This window comes from Streptomyces sp. NPDC031111 (genome assembly GCF_055570675.1).
The window spans coordinates 1-15,129 of sequence record NZ_JBVIGS010000048.1 but is presented as its reverse complement, the minus strand read 5'-3'; the positions used below and the strand labels follow the sequence as shown (position 1 = coordinate 15,129).

Annotated in this window: 10 protein-coding genes and 3 pseudogenes; 4 read left to right on the top strand and 9 right to left on the bottom strand. The window is 68.0% G+C overall.

Annotation, left to right across the window (positions count from 1 at the left end; all coding sequences use genetic code 11):
* On the bottom strand, nucleotides 1-341 hold a 341-nt coding region (locus ACZ470_RS40165; RefSeq protein ID WP_468434908.1), incomplete at its 3' end, for a helix-turn-helix domain-containing protein.
* Here ACZ470_RS40165 and ACZ470_RS40160 point away from each other — a divergent pair.
* A complete protein-coding gene (locus ACZ470_RS40160; RefSeq protein ID WP_468434907.1) occupies nucleotides 266-559 on the top strand; it encodes a transposase in 294 nt (97 codons plus the stop codon). The genes ACZ470_RS40165 and ACZ470_RS40160 overlap by 76 nt on opposite strands.
* 1,316 nt (nucleotides 560-1,875) lie before the next feature.
* Here ACZ470_RS40160 and ACZ470_RS40155 read toward each other — a convergent pair.
* The 3 pseudogenes from ACZ470_RS40155 to ACZ470_RS40145 all read right to left on the bottom strand — a co-directional run.
* A pseudogene (locus tag ACZ470_RS40155) lies at nucleotides 1,876-2,424 on the bottom strand (IS110 family transposase); the annotation flags it as partial.
* Nucleotides 2,425-3,012: 588 nt separating this feature from the next.
* Nucleotides 3,013-3,345: pseudogene (locus ACZ470_RS40150) on the bottom strand (IS110 family transposase); the annotation flags it as partial.
* Nucleotides 3,346-4,260: 915 nt separating this feature from the next.
* Nucleotides 4,261-4,920 (bottom strand): annotated as a pseudogene (locus ACZ470_RS40145) (ISAzo13-like element transposase-related protein); the annotation flags it as partial.
* A 518-nt stretch (nucleotides 4,921-5,438) separates the two neighbouring features.
* On the opposite strand from ACZ470_RS40145, the gene ACZ470_RS40140 reads away from it, so the two are divergent.
* Complete coding sequence (locus ACZ470_RS40140; RefSeq protein ID WP_468434906.1) at nucleotides 5,439-5,984, top strand: hypothetical protein; 546 nt, start codon at nucleotides 5,439-5,441, stop codon at nucleotides 5,982-5,984.
* A 185-nt stretch (nucleotides 5,985-6,169) separates the two neighbouring features.
* On the opposite strand, the gene ACZ470_RS40135 is transcribed toward ACZ470_RS40140, so the two are convergent.
* The 3 genes from ACZ470_RS40135 to ACZ470_RS40125 all read right to left on the bottom strand — a co-directional run bounded on the left by ACZ470_RS40135 (nucleotide 6,170) and on the right by ACZ470_RS40125 (nucleotide 9,447).
* Nucleotides 6,170-6,829 carry a hypothetical protein gene (locus ACZ470_RS40135; RefSeq protein ID WP_468434905.1) on the bottom strand — a complete coding sequence of 220 codons (660 nt, stop codon included), beginning with the start codon at nucleotides 6,827-6,829 and terminating at the stop codon, nucleotides 6,170-6,172.
* A gap of 888 nt (nucleotides 6,830-7,717) precedes the next feature.
* On the bottom strand, nucleotides 7,718-8,611 hold the full coding sequence (locus tag ACZ470_RS40130; RefSeq protein WP_468434904.1) for an SDR family NAD(P)-dependent oxidoreductase: 894 nt from the start codon (nucleotides 8,609-8,611) through the stop codon (nucleotides 7,718-7,720).
* The gene (locus tag ACZ470_RS40125; RefSeq protein ID WP_468434903.1) at nucleotides 8,608-9,447 is read right to left on the bottom strand and encodes an SDR family oxidoreductase; all 840 of its coding nucleotides are present in this window, start codon (nucleotides 9,445-9,447) and stop codon (nucleotides 8,608-8,610) included. The genes ACZ470_RS40130 and ACZ470_RS40125 overlap by 4 nt, the downstream gene beginning before the upstream one ends.
* A gap of 133 nt (nucleotides 9,448-9,580) precedes the next feature.
* Between ACZ470_RS40125 and ACZ470_RS40120 the strand changes: the two genes are divergently transcribed.
* Nucleotides 9,581-10,486, top strand: a complete 906-nt coding sequence (locus ACZ470_RS40120; RefSeq protein ID WP_468434902.1) for a helix-turn-helix transcriptional regulator — start codon at nucleotides 9,581-9,583, stop codon at nucleotides 10,484-10,486.
* Nucleotides 10,487-11,300: 814 nt separating this feature from the next.
* Here ACZ470_RS40120 and ACZ470_RS40115 read toward each other — a convergent pair.
* Together ACZ470_RS40115 and ACZ470_RS40110 are read right to left on the bottom strand one after the other, a co-directional pair.
* Entirely contained in the window at nucleotides 11,301-12,302 is a 1,002-nt protein-coding gene (locus tag ACZ470_RS40115) for an alpha/beta hydrolase (RefSeq protein ID WP_468434901.1), read from the bottom strand.
* A 364-nt stretch (nucleotides 12,303-12,666) separates the two neighbouring features.
* The gene (locus ACZ470_RS40110; protein ID WP_468434900.1) at nucleotides 12,667-13,917 is read right to left on the bottom strand and encodes a serine hydrolase domain-containing protein; all 1,251 of its coding nucleotides are present in this window, start codon (nucleotides 13,915-13,917) and stop codon (nucleotides 12,667-12,669) included.
* Between the two features lie 367 nt (nucleotides 13,918-14,284).
* Between ACZ470_RS40110 and ACZ470_RS40105 the strand changes: the two genes are divergently transcribed.
* The gene (locus ACZ470_RS40105; protein ID WP_468434899.1) at nucleotides 14,285-14,968 is read left to right on the top strand and encodes a GntR family transcriptional regulator; all 684 of its coding nucleotides are present in this window, start codon (nucleotides 14,285-14,287) and stop codon (nucleotides 14,966-14,968) included.
* Nucleotides 14,969-15,129: the final 161 nt, after the last annotated feature.

Sequence of the window (15,129 nt, the reverse complement as noted above, 5' to 3'; positions counted from 1 at the left end):
TGCTGCGCGACAACCGAGTCTTCACCTCCGCCCCGCCAGTTACCCAAGCGGCTTGACTCCGTCATTGAGACTCGCACCGCTTCGACCTGGGCGTCATCCAGCTTGGGCGGCTGACCGGTGGCCGGGCGCCGCCGCAATGCCTCAGCCCCGCCCTGCTCCCACAAGCGTTTCCACCGGCGCACACTCTCGGGGTGCATCCCCACTGCCCGGGCAACCTCGGATGAAGGACGTCTCTGCTCGAACAACTCGGCCGCGCGTATGCGACGTGCCTCGGCCAACTGCGGCCGCGTCAACGGCAGAACGGAGACATCAGCAACAGCGTCCTGCGGCTTGGAAGACACACCATCATGCTCACACTGCCGAAGCCCCAACCACCACAGAACTAACGAAAAACTCAGTAGGACGACGCCGTTGGGTCGTCGAGTGCACCATGTCGTGGCTCTGCCGGCTACCGTCGACTCAGCCCCGCTACGAACGCGATCCCCGCAACTACCTGGCCTTTCTCGGCCTCGCCGCCGCCCTGTGCTGCTACAAGCGGTTCATTCGCCTCACCACGTAGGACTCGGTGTAAGAAGACCAACAAGCAGATGACCAGACCCCCCGTCCCTGCGGCCGCGCCGCCATCGCGAGGGGTCTCCTCGGGGACGGGTGGGCTGGACGCAGAAGCGTGCCCGGCCGACAACTCGCCTGCGGCACCGGAGGCTTCGCCGGCTGTCCCGCCGGTGCCTGCGGCCGATGAGATGCCGCCCGGGATCGAGCTACTGTTGGCCGGGAAGGCGCTGACCGACCAGGGCCGTGTTGTGACCGTGATGCTGGAGTCCGGCTGGCCCAGCGCCCAGCTGCGCCATGTCATCGCTGGCCGTCTCCTGCCAGCCCCGGTGCGTACCAGCGTCGGCGTGATCATCGCCGTCCGCCTTCTCGCCGCCCAGGCCTATTCACCATCCGCCAGCCCCACTAGTCCGAGCGCTGGCGACGTCCTGGACGGCGAACCGTCCGTCACCTCGACGCCTGAGCGGTCGTCCACGGTGCCCGAAGCCCGCACGGTCACTGAAGCCATCACCTGCCGCGCCCTGGTTGAATGCGCCGGGTGCGGTGTCCCCAGTACCGCCCAGGGCGAGGACCTCTGTCCAGCCTGCCTCGGCTGGCCTCTGTGCTCTACCTGCTCCGGCCCCATCCCACGTCGCGCCCACCCTCACAGCGAGGGACGCTGCACCACCTGCGCCACGACGTTTACCGGCCCGACGGAAGGAAGGACGCCATGAGCCCTCCGGGCACCCGGCGCCGCATCAGACGTGACCGCGGCGCAGCGCATGCGCGAGCCCGTCCTGATCCGTGAACGGACGGGATGGGGGTGGATCGACTGGGCGGTTCCGGCTGACGGGAGCCTGACCGGATCGCCGTGTTCAGCCCGCTCGCGTCCCGTGTGCAGCGGCTTGGGCTGCGTCGGCTGGCCAGGCGCCGGCACACCGGCTCCTCCTCGGCCCGCTGGCCGTATGGCCGGCCACGGCCGCTGTCACGGTTCTCGCCCTGATCGTGACCGCCCTCGCCGCCTGTACGGTATCCCGTTGTCCATCGTCTTGCCGACGCCGCCCTGGCTCCGCTGCTCGCGGAGCCCCTGCCCGACGTCCTCGATGCCCGCGCCGCCGAGAACGCCCGCATCATCACCACCGGACCGCCTGCCGTCGCGAGTACCGCGGGGGGCGCTTGCGGTGCTTCTCGTCGTGGCACGGCCGCCGTGAGGGTCGGCGGTGGCGGATGTCAATGCTCCGGACAGATGCGGAAGGGCCCGATGCCACCTACCGGGAGACGGCCTCCTTCGTCCTGGCCGCAAAACGGGCTGGTCAGTGCGGTGCGGCCTCCGTCCCTGAGGAGGCCCAGCAGGGCGCGGGCCTCGGAACGGCCCAGGCCATTGGCCCAGGTGGCGACGGCCTTTAGGGCAGAGGGGTAGTACTCGCGCAGCAGGGATCGCAGCTGATTGGCCAGCTGCTGCCGGTTCCACAAGCTGTCCTGCTGGGCGCGGGCCAGCACCGCGATTGCCCGGCCGAGATCGGAGTCCTCGGGCAGGGGAGGGTGGGCGTGTAGGTCGATGCGCAGGATGTTGGCCAGGACGAGGGCGTCGCCGGGGTCGGACTTCTTGCGCGAGACGGAGTGGCGGTCGCGGTAGCGGGCGGCAGCCATCGGGTTGATGGCGTAGACCTTGCGCTTTCCGGTCCGCAGGACGGCGACGAGCAGGCCGCGGGAGGTCTCGATCGCCACCGGGATCGGGTTCTCGGGTGTGTCGCCGTGCTCGGCGAGCAGTTCGAGAAGCTGCCGGTAGCCGGCGGCGTCGTCAGTGATGTGACGCTTGGCCAGTAACTGGCCGGTGTCGTTGACCAGGGCGACGTCGTGGGTCCTCTCCGCCCAGTCGATTCCGCAAGCGATCACGGGTATCCCTCCCTCATGTTTGGGTGTTTGCGCTGGTCACGAGCGCATGCGGGCCACGCGAGCGACCTAATCCAAGGCCTCGACCACCGTGTGGCCGGGCCGCCACCTCACCAGCCGTTCGTGGCACCAGCGCACCCCACGGGCCCCGGTCTGCGTGAGAGCTCAGGACGGCTCGGGCGCATCGAGAGGTCACTGTGGCGCAGGCTCGCACCACCAACACCAACGAGGGATCACAGGGATCGGTGTTGATGCTCGATGGTCCCGGGCATCGCCGCCCTGCAATGAGACGTCGAACGTCGGGGGAAGTTTGGCCATCCGCCCGGCACCAACGGGCGCCACACCGATCCAGTCAGAGGTGACGGCCGAGGAGGCGCCAAGAGACGCCTGTCTCACACGAGGCCTCAAAAGGCTTCCGGTTTCCCCGAGGCATTCACCCGGCGCCCACACGACCGCCACCACGAGCACCAAGATCATGCACCCGGTCCACCTTGAGGCGTCGCCCGCCCAGGTGCCCGCAGATGTCACGATCCGGCACCCGAACCTCCCCAGACAGATCCGCCGTCCCGGGAGGTCCTTGGCAAGGGATTAGGCCCGCGATGTCGGATCACCCAGGGCAGCGAACGCGGAGAGGAAGAAAGCCCTCTTGAGCTGCTTGTTTCCCCGTCGGGACGGCTGTTCGCCGCGGATCGATGAGCCCGAGCTCCGGGTCGCCGGGGCGAGGCCGGCGTAGGCGGCGAGGTGGCCCGCGGTCGGGAAGGTGCTGCCGTCACCGACCTTGATCAGGATCCTGGCTCCGGTCCTGACGCCGACTCCCGGCATCGACATCAGGACCTTCGAAAGAGGGTGGTCCTCCAGGAGTTTCTGGATCCGCCCGGCCAGCAGCTTGCGCTGGTCAAGCACGGCCGCCAGCGAAGCGGCCAGGCTCGAAGCCGTAAAGAAGCAACCTATGGGTGTGTCGTCTTCGCTATGCGTGGCAGCGAGGAGATCGGCGGCGGTGCGGTAGCGGGTGGTGGCCGGAGGAGGGAGGAGTCCGCCCTCCACGAGCAGGGGGCGGATCTCGCGGATGACGTTGTCGATCAAGGATCGGCTCACGTCGCCCAAAGCCTCGGCGAGGACGTCCAGGGTGCACAGATTCCGCAGGTAGAGGACGGCGAGGATGACGCGTTCCTGGTTACCGATCTTCTGGGGGAAGATTCCGCCTCGGCTTCCCGGCCGGCGGTCGGCGCCCCGGCGCTGGTAGGAGGCGCGTTCGATCCGAGCGAGCTGGCGTGGGGCGAGACGGCGGGCCAGGGCATCCAGGTCTTCGCGGGACATGCCGGTCAGGAGCGGATGGGACAGGCTCTCCATGATCCGGGTGCGTGTCGGGGTCTCGGCGGTGTTGAGAAAGGCCAGCAACTCGGCCGCCGCAGTGAAGCGGGTGCGGGCGTATCCGGGCTGGTGGCCGTGGTCCTCCAGGACCCGGCGGGTCTCGGCGACGAGGTGACCGATGCAGGTGGGGGTCACCTCCAGCATGTCGCCCAGCAGCTTCATCGAGCAGACCTGTCGCTGGCAGAGGAGGGTGAGCATGACCCGGGCCGCGTCGTCGAACAGCGGCCTGGCCCGCTGATTACCGGTGGCGCGCCGGGCGCGTCCGCCGCGTTGCTCGCTGTAGCGTTCTTGGGACCGAGCGGATTGCAATGGGGCCAACTCGGCGTATAGATCTGCGAGTTCGGTACTGCTCAGACCGGTCAGCCGCGGGTCGGCCAGGCGGGCGAGAAGCTCGCGGCGCCGGTCAGCGACGCCGTGCGTCTCGGCGACGGGCAGGGTCTGCGGCGCGGAGGGCTCGGGCAGCAGGGTGTAGTTCCATGGGCCGTGGGCCTCGTGCTTGGCCAGCGGCAGCGCGGTGAAGCGGTCCTTGCTGACCGCGATGCCGGTGGGATAGTCGCCGACATCCAGCTGGGCCTCGACGCGCAGCCCGGCCCGGGTGCGGGTGGCGGCGATCGTCTCGATGACGACTTCATGGCTGGTCAGCGGCCTGCCGCGCCAGTTTCGGGTGATGTGGGAGAACAGCCGGTGTTTCGATCTTGTTCCACTTGCTTGTGCCTGGAGGAAAGTGACAGACCGTGACCACCAGCCAGGTTTCGGCAGCCAGGGCGGCCAGTTCGCTTTTCCAGACCCGGTAGCGGTAGCCGTGGAGCCGCCCCCATCCGAGATGATCAACAGCCGTGACGCCCTCGGGTAATCGAGGCTGCCGCGACAGCGCCACCAGCGGCGGATGGACTCGACCGCGAAGACCGACGTGTCGTGGTCGACACCGACGTTGACCCAGCCGGTGTTGCGGGTGATGTCGTAGATGCCGTACGGGATCGCCTGCTGAACGTCCGGGCCGCTGAAGAAGAAGTGGTGGTCCTCCACCTCGATGGGCTCGCCCCTGGGGAGCCACTCACGGCCGGCCATGGGCAGCCGTCCGATCTGTTCCCGCTTCTTAAGGCAGCACCTGAATCCTGCGCGCGCCACCGAAGTAATCAATGAGACAGCTCAAGACAGGCAACTCCCTCCTTACGAACAACCCCGCACCCCACACGATTGCCGGAGGGCAGCGTACGCATCGAGATCACACCTGGGGCGACGCAGATGAGAAGTGGAGCCCCCGGCAATTGAGGACCTTCACCGTTCTGATGCGCCGCTGGCCGGGAGCAGATCTTGTCCATGATCACCTTATCGCCCAGCCGGAGCCGTGCACGCCCGGCGGACTGCCCTGCCGCCCTCGTCACCCGTCCCCAGGGGGTCTGTCGGTCGAGGTGCGAGCTTGGCATACTGCCCGCTATAGATCTGCCGGGGTGCGAGGGCCGTGAGGTGCATGCACTGTGCTGAGAAGGTTCCTGGACGGCATTCCGCGGCGTCGCCGCTGTGACGTGTGCCGGGCCCGCATGAGGGAGCGGACCTACGGTCGCACCGACTCCCGTCGCCCCAAGGCACGGGCCAGGCCGAAGACGCGAACGTTCCACGAGGACAGACGCGTCAGGATGCTCGGTATGCTCGGTGATGTCCGCTATCTCTGCGACGACTGCGACGCCCGTGGGGCGGCAGAACGCGCTGATGAGCAGGACCGATACATGCGACGGCTGGCGCGTGGAGCCGAGGCTCCTGGCTGGCTGTCGGCGTCGCCACCGTTCCAGCCGGATCAACTGGCCAGGGCGATGGCCGAGCACGAGCGCAGGCAGGCTGACACCATGACCGGGGCGTGGGCGAGCCGGCCTCCGTATCTTCAGGTTCTGTCGCTCGCCGACGCCACAGACGCCTTCGAGGACCTGTTCCGGAACCGTCAGTACTTGGTCCCGGAAGAACTGCTCCGAGGCAATCCGCGCCGGTACCAATCCGTGCACTGGTCACTGGTCCACCCACGGGACGGGGTGCCGACCACCCATGAGAACGCCTTGCACCAGACCGCGTACATGAGTTCGCTGAGAGGTGGCGAGGGAGCTCGTGACGTGTACGTGGGAAGTGTCTTCCGTATGGAAGGCACCGGTGAGATCGCAGTGCTCTGGCGCTGGCGCGCCTACGAGACCTTCTATGACTGAAACTGCATGTGGCTCTATCGCGCTCAGTACCTCAGCAGCACAGTCCGGAGCGGCACGAAGGCGGGGTGAGCGATGATCGAAAAGGTGGTGTCGCCGGTGCCGGAGGCATTGGCAGACAATGGCCGGACTCCGACGCCGCTACCCGTGACGGAGCGTCACCGGCGCAGGGTGGCACACCCCCCGCTTCACGAAAATCTTGCCAGGGCCACGCTCACGTGTACGCCGACAGCGGGAGCCGCGGAGTGTCTTGCCGTCGACGGCGATGGCCTTTCGTCCCGGTGCCGGGGCCCTGCGTTCTTGGAGGAAGTCGCCGATGGCGCGGTCAAGGGCGTGCCGTCCGCGGCGGCCAGGACGAGGCGGATGGTGGTGGCGTGGGGCGGGCAGATCTGGCCGGTCAGCGGGTCGGGGCGGAAGCTGAGCAGGGCCAGGGCGAGGTCCTCACCCCGCAGGGCGAGGTCGACGCAGGTCGGCAGGTCGGCGGGGTGCTGCCCGGACAGACGGGCGTCGACGGACATCCACAGCGCGGCGAACGGGTCCGCGAAGCCGCTCTGCGTGCCATCTGCCGTGGTCACGAAGGCGCCGTCGGCCGGTTCATAGGGGCGGACGAAGTCGATCGTTGCGGCGCCGTGCCCGTCGGCGAAGTGGATCGTCTCGCGGAAGACCTCGGCCGGAGTCGCGGCGATGATCAGCATGAACGGCTCCCCGTTCGGGCCGTGCAGCAGGGCGTGCACGGACTGCCCGGCCGCGTCGAGGGTGCACGCCGCGGCGGTGGCACCGGGCACGGCCAGGACCAGCGCGGTCAGCAGGTGGTAGCCCTGCCACAGCAGGATCTGCAGCGCCGTCACCTGATGGGGCGCCAGGTGATCGGGGTTGGTGTTGAGCGGGCCGACGACGTCGTTAAGGAGCTACGGGCACGGGCCGAGTTGGTCGGCGTAACCTCCCGCTTGGAGATACGGCACACCGACGCCCAGGAACTCGACGACGGTGCGGTTCACGCAGCCGCCTACTGGGCACAGGCGTTCTTCCCTCGTGCCGCTCGCGCGGCCACCCTGACCGCCGTGCGGCGCGCGCTGGTTCCTGGTGGTCTGCTCCTGGTGCAAGAACTCGCTCCACCGACGGACAACCCGCACGCACGTCTGCCGCCCTCGACGCGCTCGTCGCCGACTCCCGCGGTGTCCCCCCCCGGTCCACACGGCAGAGGGGCTGGCCGCGGAGCTGTGGGACGGGGCTTTGAGGATGTGCACGTCACCGCGAGCCCTGTTGGCCGCCTTGTCCTGGGCCGACGGGGGAACTGACGCAGGACCACCCCAAGCGTGTTCTCTCCCGGACTGGCCAGGGCCAGGGACCTGTTCCGCCCAGACGGCGCATCCGCGAGACGTCTGTGGAACACACGGCCCGGACATTCGGGTCGCGATCACGGCGTCACCCGCCGCTGGTGAGTGGGTACGAAGCGACCGCCGTGGTCGCGAAGGATCTGCTGCATGAAGAACGGTCGGCAAGGCCCCGGCACCATGCCCAGCGGGAAGGCGGGCTGAACGCCTGCGCCTGCCGGCCCACCGAAGCTGTCGGTCGACCAGTTTGCTCAGCTGGAGAGGCAATTGACGTGGAGACCCCACGAGCGCGGGGGCGGAACCCGTTCCGGGGGCCCCGCCCTCGCGCCCGCGCGCAGTGTCAGCTCTGTACTCGGACTGAGTGCTGTTGAGCAGTGACGGGGTACATGGGGTGCACAGGCGTCAGGTCGGCAGGTCGAGCAGACGGGTGATGTGCATGCGGCGGGCCAGCCGGAGTCGGAGTTCTTCGGCGGTACCGTTGGCGATCTCCGCGCCGTAATCCGAGCCGTCCGCGATGGCACGGCGCGGTCTGCTGCCCAGTGGCAAACCGATGATCCGGACCATCTCGTCGGCGACGATCTGAGGATCGGACGGAGGACGACCGTCGAAGAGGCGTTCGGTGTCTGTGCCGCTGGAGGCCAGGTGGCCGGCGATCCGCTCGTAGGCCGCGGCGACCTCGGTATCGCCGGCGAACGCGGCCTTGGCGAAGTGCTCGGTGCCCTCGGTGAACACTCCTGGCATCAGGACGGTCGTCTCGATGCCGTAGTTCGTGACCTCCCAGGCCGTCGACTCGGCGAAGACGTCGAACGCGGCCTTCGCCGCGGCATACGGACCGAGGAAAGGCGGCACCACACGGGTAATGCCGGAGCCGTTCCACAGCAGCAAACCGGACTCCTGCCTGCGCATGACCGGTAGCGCGGCGCGGTTGACACGCAGAGCCCCGACGGCATTGACGTCGAACGCTTTGATCACTTCATCGGGGGTGAACGCCTCGGTGATACCGAAGTACAGGTGGGCGGCGTTGTGCACGACCACATCCAACCGACCGCAGTCGTCCACGATGCGCCGTACCGCCCGGTGTGCCGATTCTTCGGACAGCACATCGAGTTCCACGACGTGCAGGGTACCTGGTGATCCGGCGGCCTTGTCGGCAACGGCCTCGGCTCGGTGCCGATCAAGCCCCTCGGGGTCACGCATGCTCGCGTAGACGGTGTGCCCCGCCGCGGCAAGTGATACCGCGGCGAGGGCTCCCATACCAGTGGCCGAACCCGTGATGAGGACTGTCTGCGCTGTCACGCGATGGCCTTGGCATTGTCGACAACCCAAGCCCCGAAGGACCGAGCCGCCCTACCGGTCAGAACCTGGACGTCACCGCTGGGAACGAGGACGGCCGCACCAGGGCCCATGGTCTCCAGCACGGAGTGGCTGACGAAGTCCGGGGTGCCCTGCGGAAACGCCACGGCGGCCGCCTCGGCCTGGGAGATCTCCTGCACGGTGTACGAGCGGCCCAGTGTCTCGTTGAGAACGGAGACCTGGTCACGCACGGACAGGCTCTGCGGCCCGGTAATCGAGTATGCCCCGGGCTTCGGGTCGGCGGCGGTGAGCACGGCGACAGCCGCGGCAGCGATGTCGTCAGGGTCGACCACCGGGAGCTTCACGTCCGCATTCGGGGCGCGCACGACACCGTCGGCAACACCGGCGACCCACATCAGGATGTTGTAGTCGAACCCGGCTGCCCGCAGGAACGTCGAGGGCACGCCGGCCTGCGTGAGCGCCTTCTCACCGGCCTGGTGGCGAGCGGTGATGATGTTGGCCGGGCCGGAGGGCAGTTCGGTGACCGCGGTGAAGGAGGAGAGCAGCACAGCGTGTCCCAGCCCGACCTCCGCAGCCGCCTCGGCGAAGACGGCGCCGTTGTCGTCGGCCATGTTGAGGAATGCCCGGTCTATGCCGGCCAGGGCCCGGCGCACCGCGGATGGATCGGTGAGGTCGCCCGCTACGATCGTGATGTCGGCGGGCAGGTCGGCCTTGGACGGGTCACGGACCAGGGCCACGAGCTGGTGGCCGCGGCCGGAGAGCCGACGCGCCACGTGTCCGCCGACGGTTCCGGTGGCGCCGGTGACGAGGATCTTCATCAGTTTCTTCCCTTTGCACGGTGGGCTAGTGCGATGTGCTCGCCCCACCACGATGCGACGGCCCGCACCGGGCCGGGAGAGACCTGGAAAGACAGGTATCGACAGTCCCTCCCAGCCCGCACGTGGAAGCCCCATGCTGGAACACATGAACAAAAAGGAGCTGGCCGGCTTCCTGCGGCACCGCCGCGAGCTACTGCAGCCCGATGACGTAGGCATTCCCGCGGGCACACGGCGGCGGACGCCGGGCCTGCGTCGGTACGAGATCGCGCAGCTCGCGGGAATGTCCCCGGACTACTACATCCGGCTGGAGCAAGCTCGTGGTCCACAGCCGTCACCGCAGATGCTCACCGCACTTGCCCGAGCGCTGCGACTGGGCATCGACGAACGCGACCACTTGTTCCACCTAGCCGGTCACCATGCTCCACCCGCCTTCGCCGCCGACGACCACGTCAGTCCAGGACTGCTGCGACTGCTGGACGCACTCACCGAACTGCCGGCCCAGGTCGTCTCCGACCTCGGCGAGATCCTTGTGCAGAATAGGATGGCGCTCGCCCTGCTGGGCGAGCAGACCGCGTACACCGGACTCGCCCGCAGCTTCACCTACCGATGGTTTACCCAGCCGGCCACCCGAGCGCTGTACCCACCTGAGGACCATGAGCACCACAGCCGGGTTCAGGTCGCCGACCTTCGTGCCGCGGTCGCACTGCGCCCCCGCGACCCGAAGGCCACGAAGCTTGTCGACGCCCTGCGCACCGCCAGCAGCGAGTTCGAAGATCTGTGGGAGCGCCATGACGTCGCCGTACGCCGCAGCGACCGCAAGCGGGTTGTCCACCCCACCCTCGGCATCGTCCGCATCGACTGCGAAGTCCTCACCACCGCCCGGCAGGACCAGCGGCTGCTCGTCTTCACCCCCCGCCCAGGCAGTGACGGCGCGGGACAGCTCGAACTGCTACGTGTCGTCGGACGTCAGAATCTCACCGCCCATGATCCGTCCGCCACTTCGCCCGGCCCGCTTCTTCCTCACAGCGACGATCAGTAGTGCCTGACGGTGTCGTCGCCCCGGCGCGTTTCCCGTGAACCTGCGAGCTCGCGCCACTTCCGGCGGGCTCCGTCGAGGACGACAACGGCAATGCGCTGGGGCATGGCTGGGGAATGGCCTGGCGGGGCGAGGGTGGCCGCTCGGGGTGTGTCGATCGGCAGACCGCGACGCAGCGGCGCGATGGCCATCGCGACTCTCTGGTAGTGGCCGCGGTAGCCCCTGGCGACGATCTCCTGGTGCAGCGCCGTCGCGGTGTGCTCGCCTTCCTCCCAGCGTTGATGCAAGTACTCCAGATATGGGTCAAGGTTCGTGGATCGGCGGGGCGGGGTGCGTGCGTACTTGGCAACGGTGCGGCGGTTCAGGCCCAGCTCGCGGGCTATCTTCGGCAGCAGTTCGTGGGCGAGGGCTTCGCGGAGTCCTTGGCCCGTAGCGGTTCCGGTCGCCTGGCTGAAGGCGGCTGCGATGCGGGTGTAGTCCGGGTGCTCGGGCAGCTCACACCCACCTCAGCCCGGGTCGGTATGCCCGCGGCTGCTCGCCGAGCTGAGCTACGAGGATGTCGCCGCTAAGGACACCAGGGCCGCGGAATGGGCGGCGCAGGCCTCAGTACTGCCTTACGACATAGTTCACTTCGAGTCGCAACAGGGCGGCGCGAAAGGTCATGGTGTCTTGAAGAGCGTGGTCATGGCGTCATTGGAGCGGGCCGTGAAGCGGTCCAAGTCACCGCTGGGGACGCTGGCGGAGCGACACAGGTCCTCGAAGACGGCAAGGTCCTTGTCTGCGATGGATGCGACAAGCTGGGCGAACTGAGGGTCTCTCAGGACCCTGCGGACGAGAAGTTCCAGCGCGAAGCTTCCTCCACTCGCAGTGAGCAGCACCCGTTCGGTAGCCCCCGGGTCGAGCCCGAGCTGCCGACCGGTCCCAGGAGCAGGAGCCGACGAGGCCAGGTTGGCGAGACCCGGCCTGGTTCAACGTCTTCGTGGCCAAGCCCCGCCCCACCGGTCCCAGGTGCTCCACGTGTGCGCCGAAGGTCTGCAGGATGGGAGATACCTGTCGGAAGGTGTCGACGGCGGCCGCCCACCATCACCGTATGCCCGCCCGCGGCAGCCCGTCGGCGGAAGCCTGAGACTGCCGCATCGAGGACCGTCACACCGCGAGCTTCGCACCGGCGCGCCAGCTCCACCACCGTTGCAGGGGTTGTGCGGGTGGACTCGGCCTGAGGTGACCGCGGATGGAACGGCCCCTCCGCACACACGTCCTCGCCCTCCGCCTGCCCGGACAGGCCCTGGCAGGACGTTTTCGAGGGCCTGTTCCGCACCCTACGAAGAACTGCCGCCTCAGGTTCGAGGATCTGGTTGTTCTTCGTGATCAGGTAGTAACTCGGAATGTCGTGCAAGGCCGCCGCGGTGCTCATGGAATCATTCGCGTGGACGTCGAGCGGCAGCTGTTCGGCAGCCATCTCCCTCGGGGCCACCGGGTTGACGTCAGGGGCCAACCTCTTCACGTACGCGTCCTGCTTCACGTACCCGTCCATGCTCTTGGTGCCGTCCGCGGCCACGGTCGGAACCAGGTCGACCGGCAGCGGCGGCAGCGGGTGCTTGACCGGGATGTCGGACGGCCCCTGCGCGGGCTCGCCCTTGTCGGGGACCAGCGCCGCCAGGTACACCAGCGCCTTGACGTTGGGGTTGCCGGCCGCCGCGTCGGTGATGACCGCACCACCGTAGGAGTGGCCTACCAACAGGATGGGGCCGTGGATGCTGCGCAGCACGTCCTTGGCGGCTGGGGCGTCGGTGGGCAGTCCACGCAGCGGTTTCACCACCGCCCGCACCGGATATCCGTCCTGCAGGAGCCGCTTGATCTCTCCGTTTTAGACGGAGGAGTCGCCGACGGCGCCGTGCACGAGCACCACGGTCGGCTTCACATGCTGAGTGGCTGGCTTCGGGGCCGAAGCGGAAGTCGGGTCCGGCGCCGCGGCTGCCGGAACGGCCACCGCCGCACCGACTGCGAGGAGCGTGGCCGCACCGACGGACAGCATGCCACTCATTCGACGAGGTGCGGAGTTTCCCGGCTGCGTGAGAGGGCGGCCCTTCGCACTGGGCTCATCGCGCAGGTCGATGGATTCCATGCCCGCACCCCTGCATGCCGACGACCGCACCCGCAGGAACGTCCCTCCGCTCCGTCGGCTACCGCCGACGTGGGTCGGGACGCTGCCGCGCCTCACCCAGGACGCTGGAGAAGAGCGCGTCACGGAGCGCCACCTCGCGTGGGTCGTCCCACAGGTGGAAGCCGCACCGGTTCATGGCGTAGGCGAACCCGACACCCGTGTCCGGGTCGGCGAAGGCGAACGATCCACCCAGTCCCATGGTGCCGAACGCCATGCCCGCGGAGGAGCCGAAGCGGAACCGGGGGAAGGGCTTCATGTAACCGAGGGAGTACTGGGTGTCGACGCGTAGCACCTTGTCCCGCAACCCCCCACTGGGTGACGGAGCGGCGCGAGTGAGGGCCGTCAGGGTAGCCGCGTCCAGGCCAAGGGCCTTGCCTCCGGTCGCGGCGTCGCCGTACAGCTTGGCGATGGAACTCACCTTGCCGATGCCGTTGACCGCGGGAATCTCCAGGGCGCGTACGTCCGGGCGGTTGAAGGCCTCGACCTTGCCCAACTCACGCGGATTACTGAACGCCCTGGCAGAGAGGCTGCGCGGGTTGCTGAACGCCAGCACGAACGGCAACGGCATATCGCCAAGGTGCAGGAGCATCTCGGAGGCGGCGAAGCCGTGGATGTGCGCGATCTGTTCCGGATCCACCGTCTCAGGCAGGCCGATGTGGAACTCCGCGTCGAGTGGGGCAGCGATCTCTTCGGCGAAGTAACGACCCAGACCGCGTCCTTGGGGGTCCACCCGGCGGATCAATTCGCTCTCGTAGTAGCCGAGTGACTGACCGTGGTAGCCGTGCCGCGTCCCCGGTGTCCACGCCGGGCGCTGCTCGGCCAGCGCTGCGGACAGCACGTGCGGATCCGCCAGGTCCACCAGTTGTAGCCGCCGATCGATGACCGGCAGCCCGGCCTGGTGCGACAGCAATTGGCGCACGGTCACATCGCCCTTGCCGGCTTCGGCGAACTCGGGCCAATAGGCAGCCACCGGTTCGTCATAGCTCAGAAATCCGCGGGAGTGGGCGACCGCGACCGCCAGTGATGCGATCCCCTTGGTGGTGGAGTACACCGGAACCAGCGTGCTCTCACGCCACGGCTCTCGGGTCAGGCCATTGCGGTAACCACCCCACAGGTCCACCACCTTGGCCCCGTCCCGGTAGACGGCACACGCGGCACCGATCTCCAGACCGTCGGCGAAGTTTCGCCGGAACGCGTCCGCGACGGCACCGTAGCCCTCATCCACATCGCCGTGAACATGAGCCATCGGTATGTTGACTTTCCGCACCATGGAAGAACGATGGTTCTGTCCCTCGCATAAGTCAAAAACCAACAGCGACTTGCCTCGATCTTCATGAAATGTCTGCCGACGGAGTCTGCGGCTCGCCGTCTTCGCCTTCTCGGCGAGTTCGTCGACCGGGGACTTTAATGGGGGCCTCACCGGGGGCGCGCGTGAAAAGCCACACCGTCGGCACCTGATCGTTCCCCGCCTCGTGGTGCAAGCGACCTTGCTCGGCCTGACCCGGTGAGCCAGGCGCCGACGATGTCACGGTGCTCCACCTGCGACAGCACCACTCAGCTACGCTTCGAACTCGCTATAGCATGTAGCCTCAAGCGCCGCTGGAAGGCCGCGGCACCGGACCACAAGGAGCTGCACCGTGACCGACTCCGCCAGGAGCCCTCTGTCCTCGCTGGAGCGACACGAGTCCCTTGCCGAGCGGGCCTACCAGCAGATTCGCGAGAGCATCGCGACCGGCGTCCTCGCCCCCGGCCAGAAGGTCACCGAACGCAAACTGGCGTTCCTGCTGGGCGTGAGCCCGACGCCGATCCGTGAGGCCTTGCGCCGGCTTGAACAGGAACAACTGATCGAACGCCATTCACCGCGATCGCTGGCCGTCGCCAGTCACTCGACCGAGACGGTCCGGGAGCTGCTCTACGCCGAATCGCTGCTGCGTGGCGCCCTGGCCCGCTTCGCCGCGGAGAAGATCACCGATGAGGAGGTCGACGAGCTGGCCCGAATCGTCGACGAAGCGGGCAGCAGCTTGGCTGACGCCGACCCCGAAGTGGCTCAGCAGGCCGCCGAACGCTTCGACGCCGTGCTCCGCCGCGTCGCGGCCAATGCCTCACTCGACTCCTTGGCGTCGAGCGCCGGCTTCTTCGGGCGGGCGCGTCGCATGCGGGCGATCGAGCTCCGAACCGCCCAGGAGCGAGCGGCCCTCGTCCAGATCCATCGTGACATCGTCGACGCGCTTCGCGTACGAGACGCCGCTCGGGCCGAGCGGCTGACACGTGAACAGCTCGAGGCCTCACGGCTTTGGCTGCTCAACGCCGACCTCGACTGACGCGCACCTTGGCAGTGAAAGCTTCTCCAAGTTTCCAAGGAGGCTGCTGTGGCCTAGTCCCCGTTCGGCAAGGACCTGGCTTGGATGCCCACCGACCTGGAGGACCAGAGCCGATGGATCTACCGGCTCACTCCAGCGGACGTCAGCGACATCGAGAACGC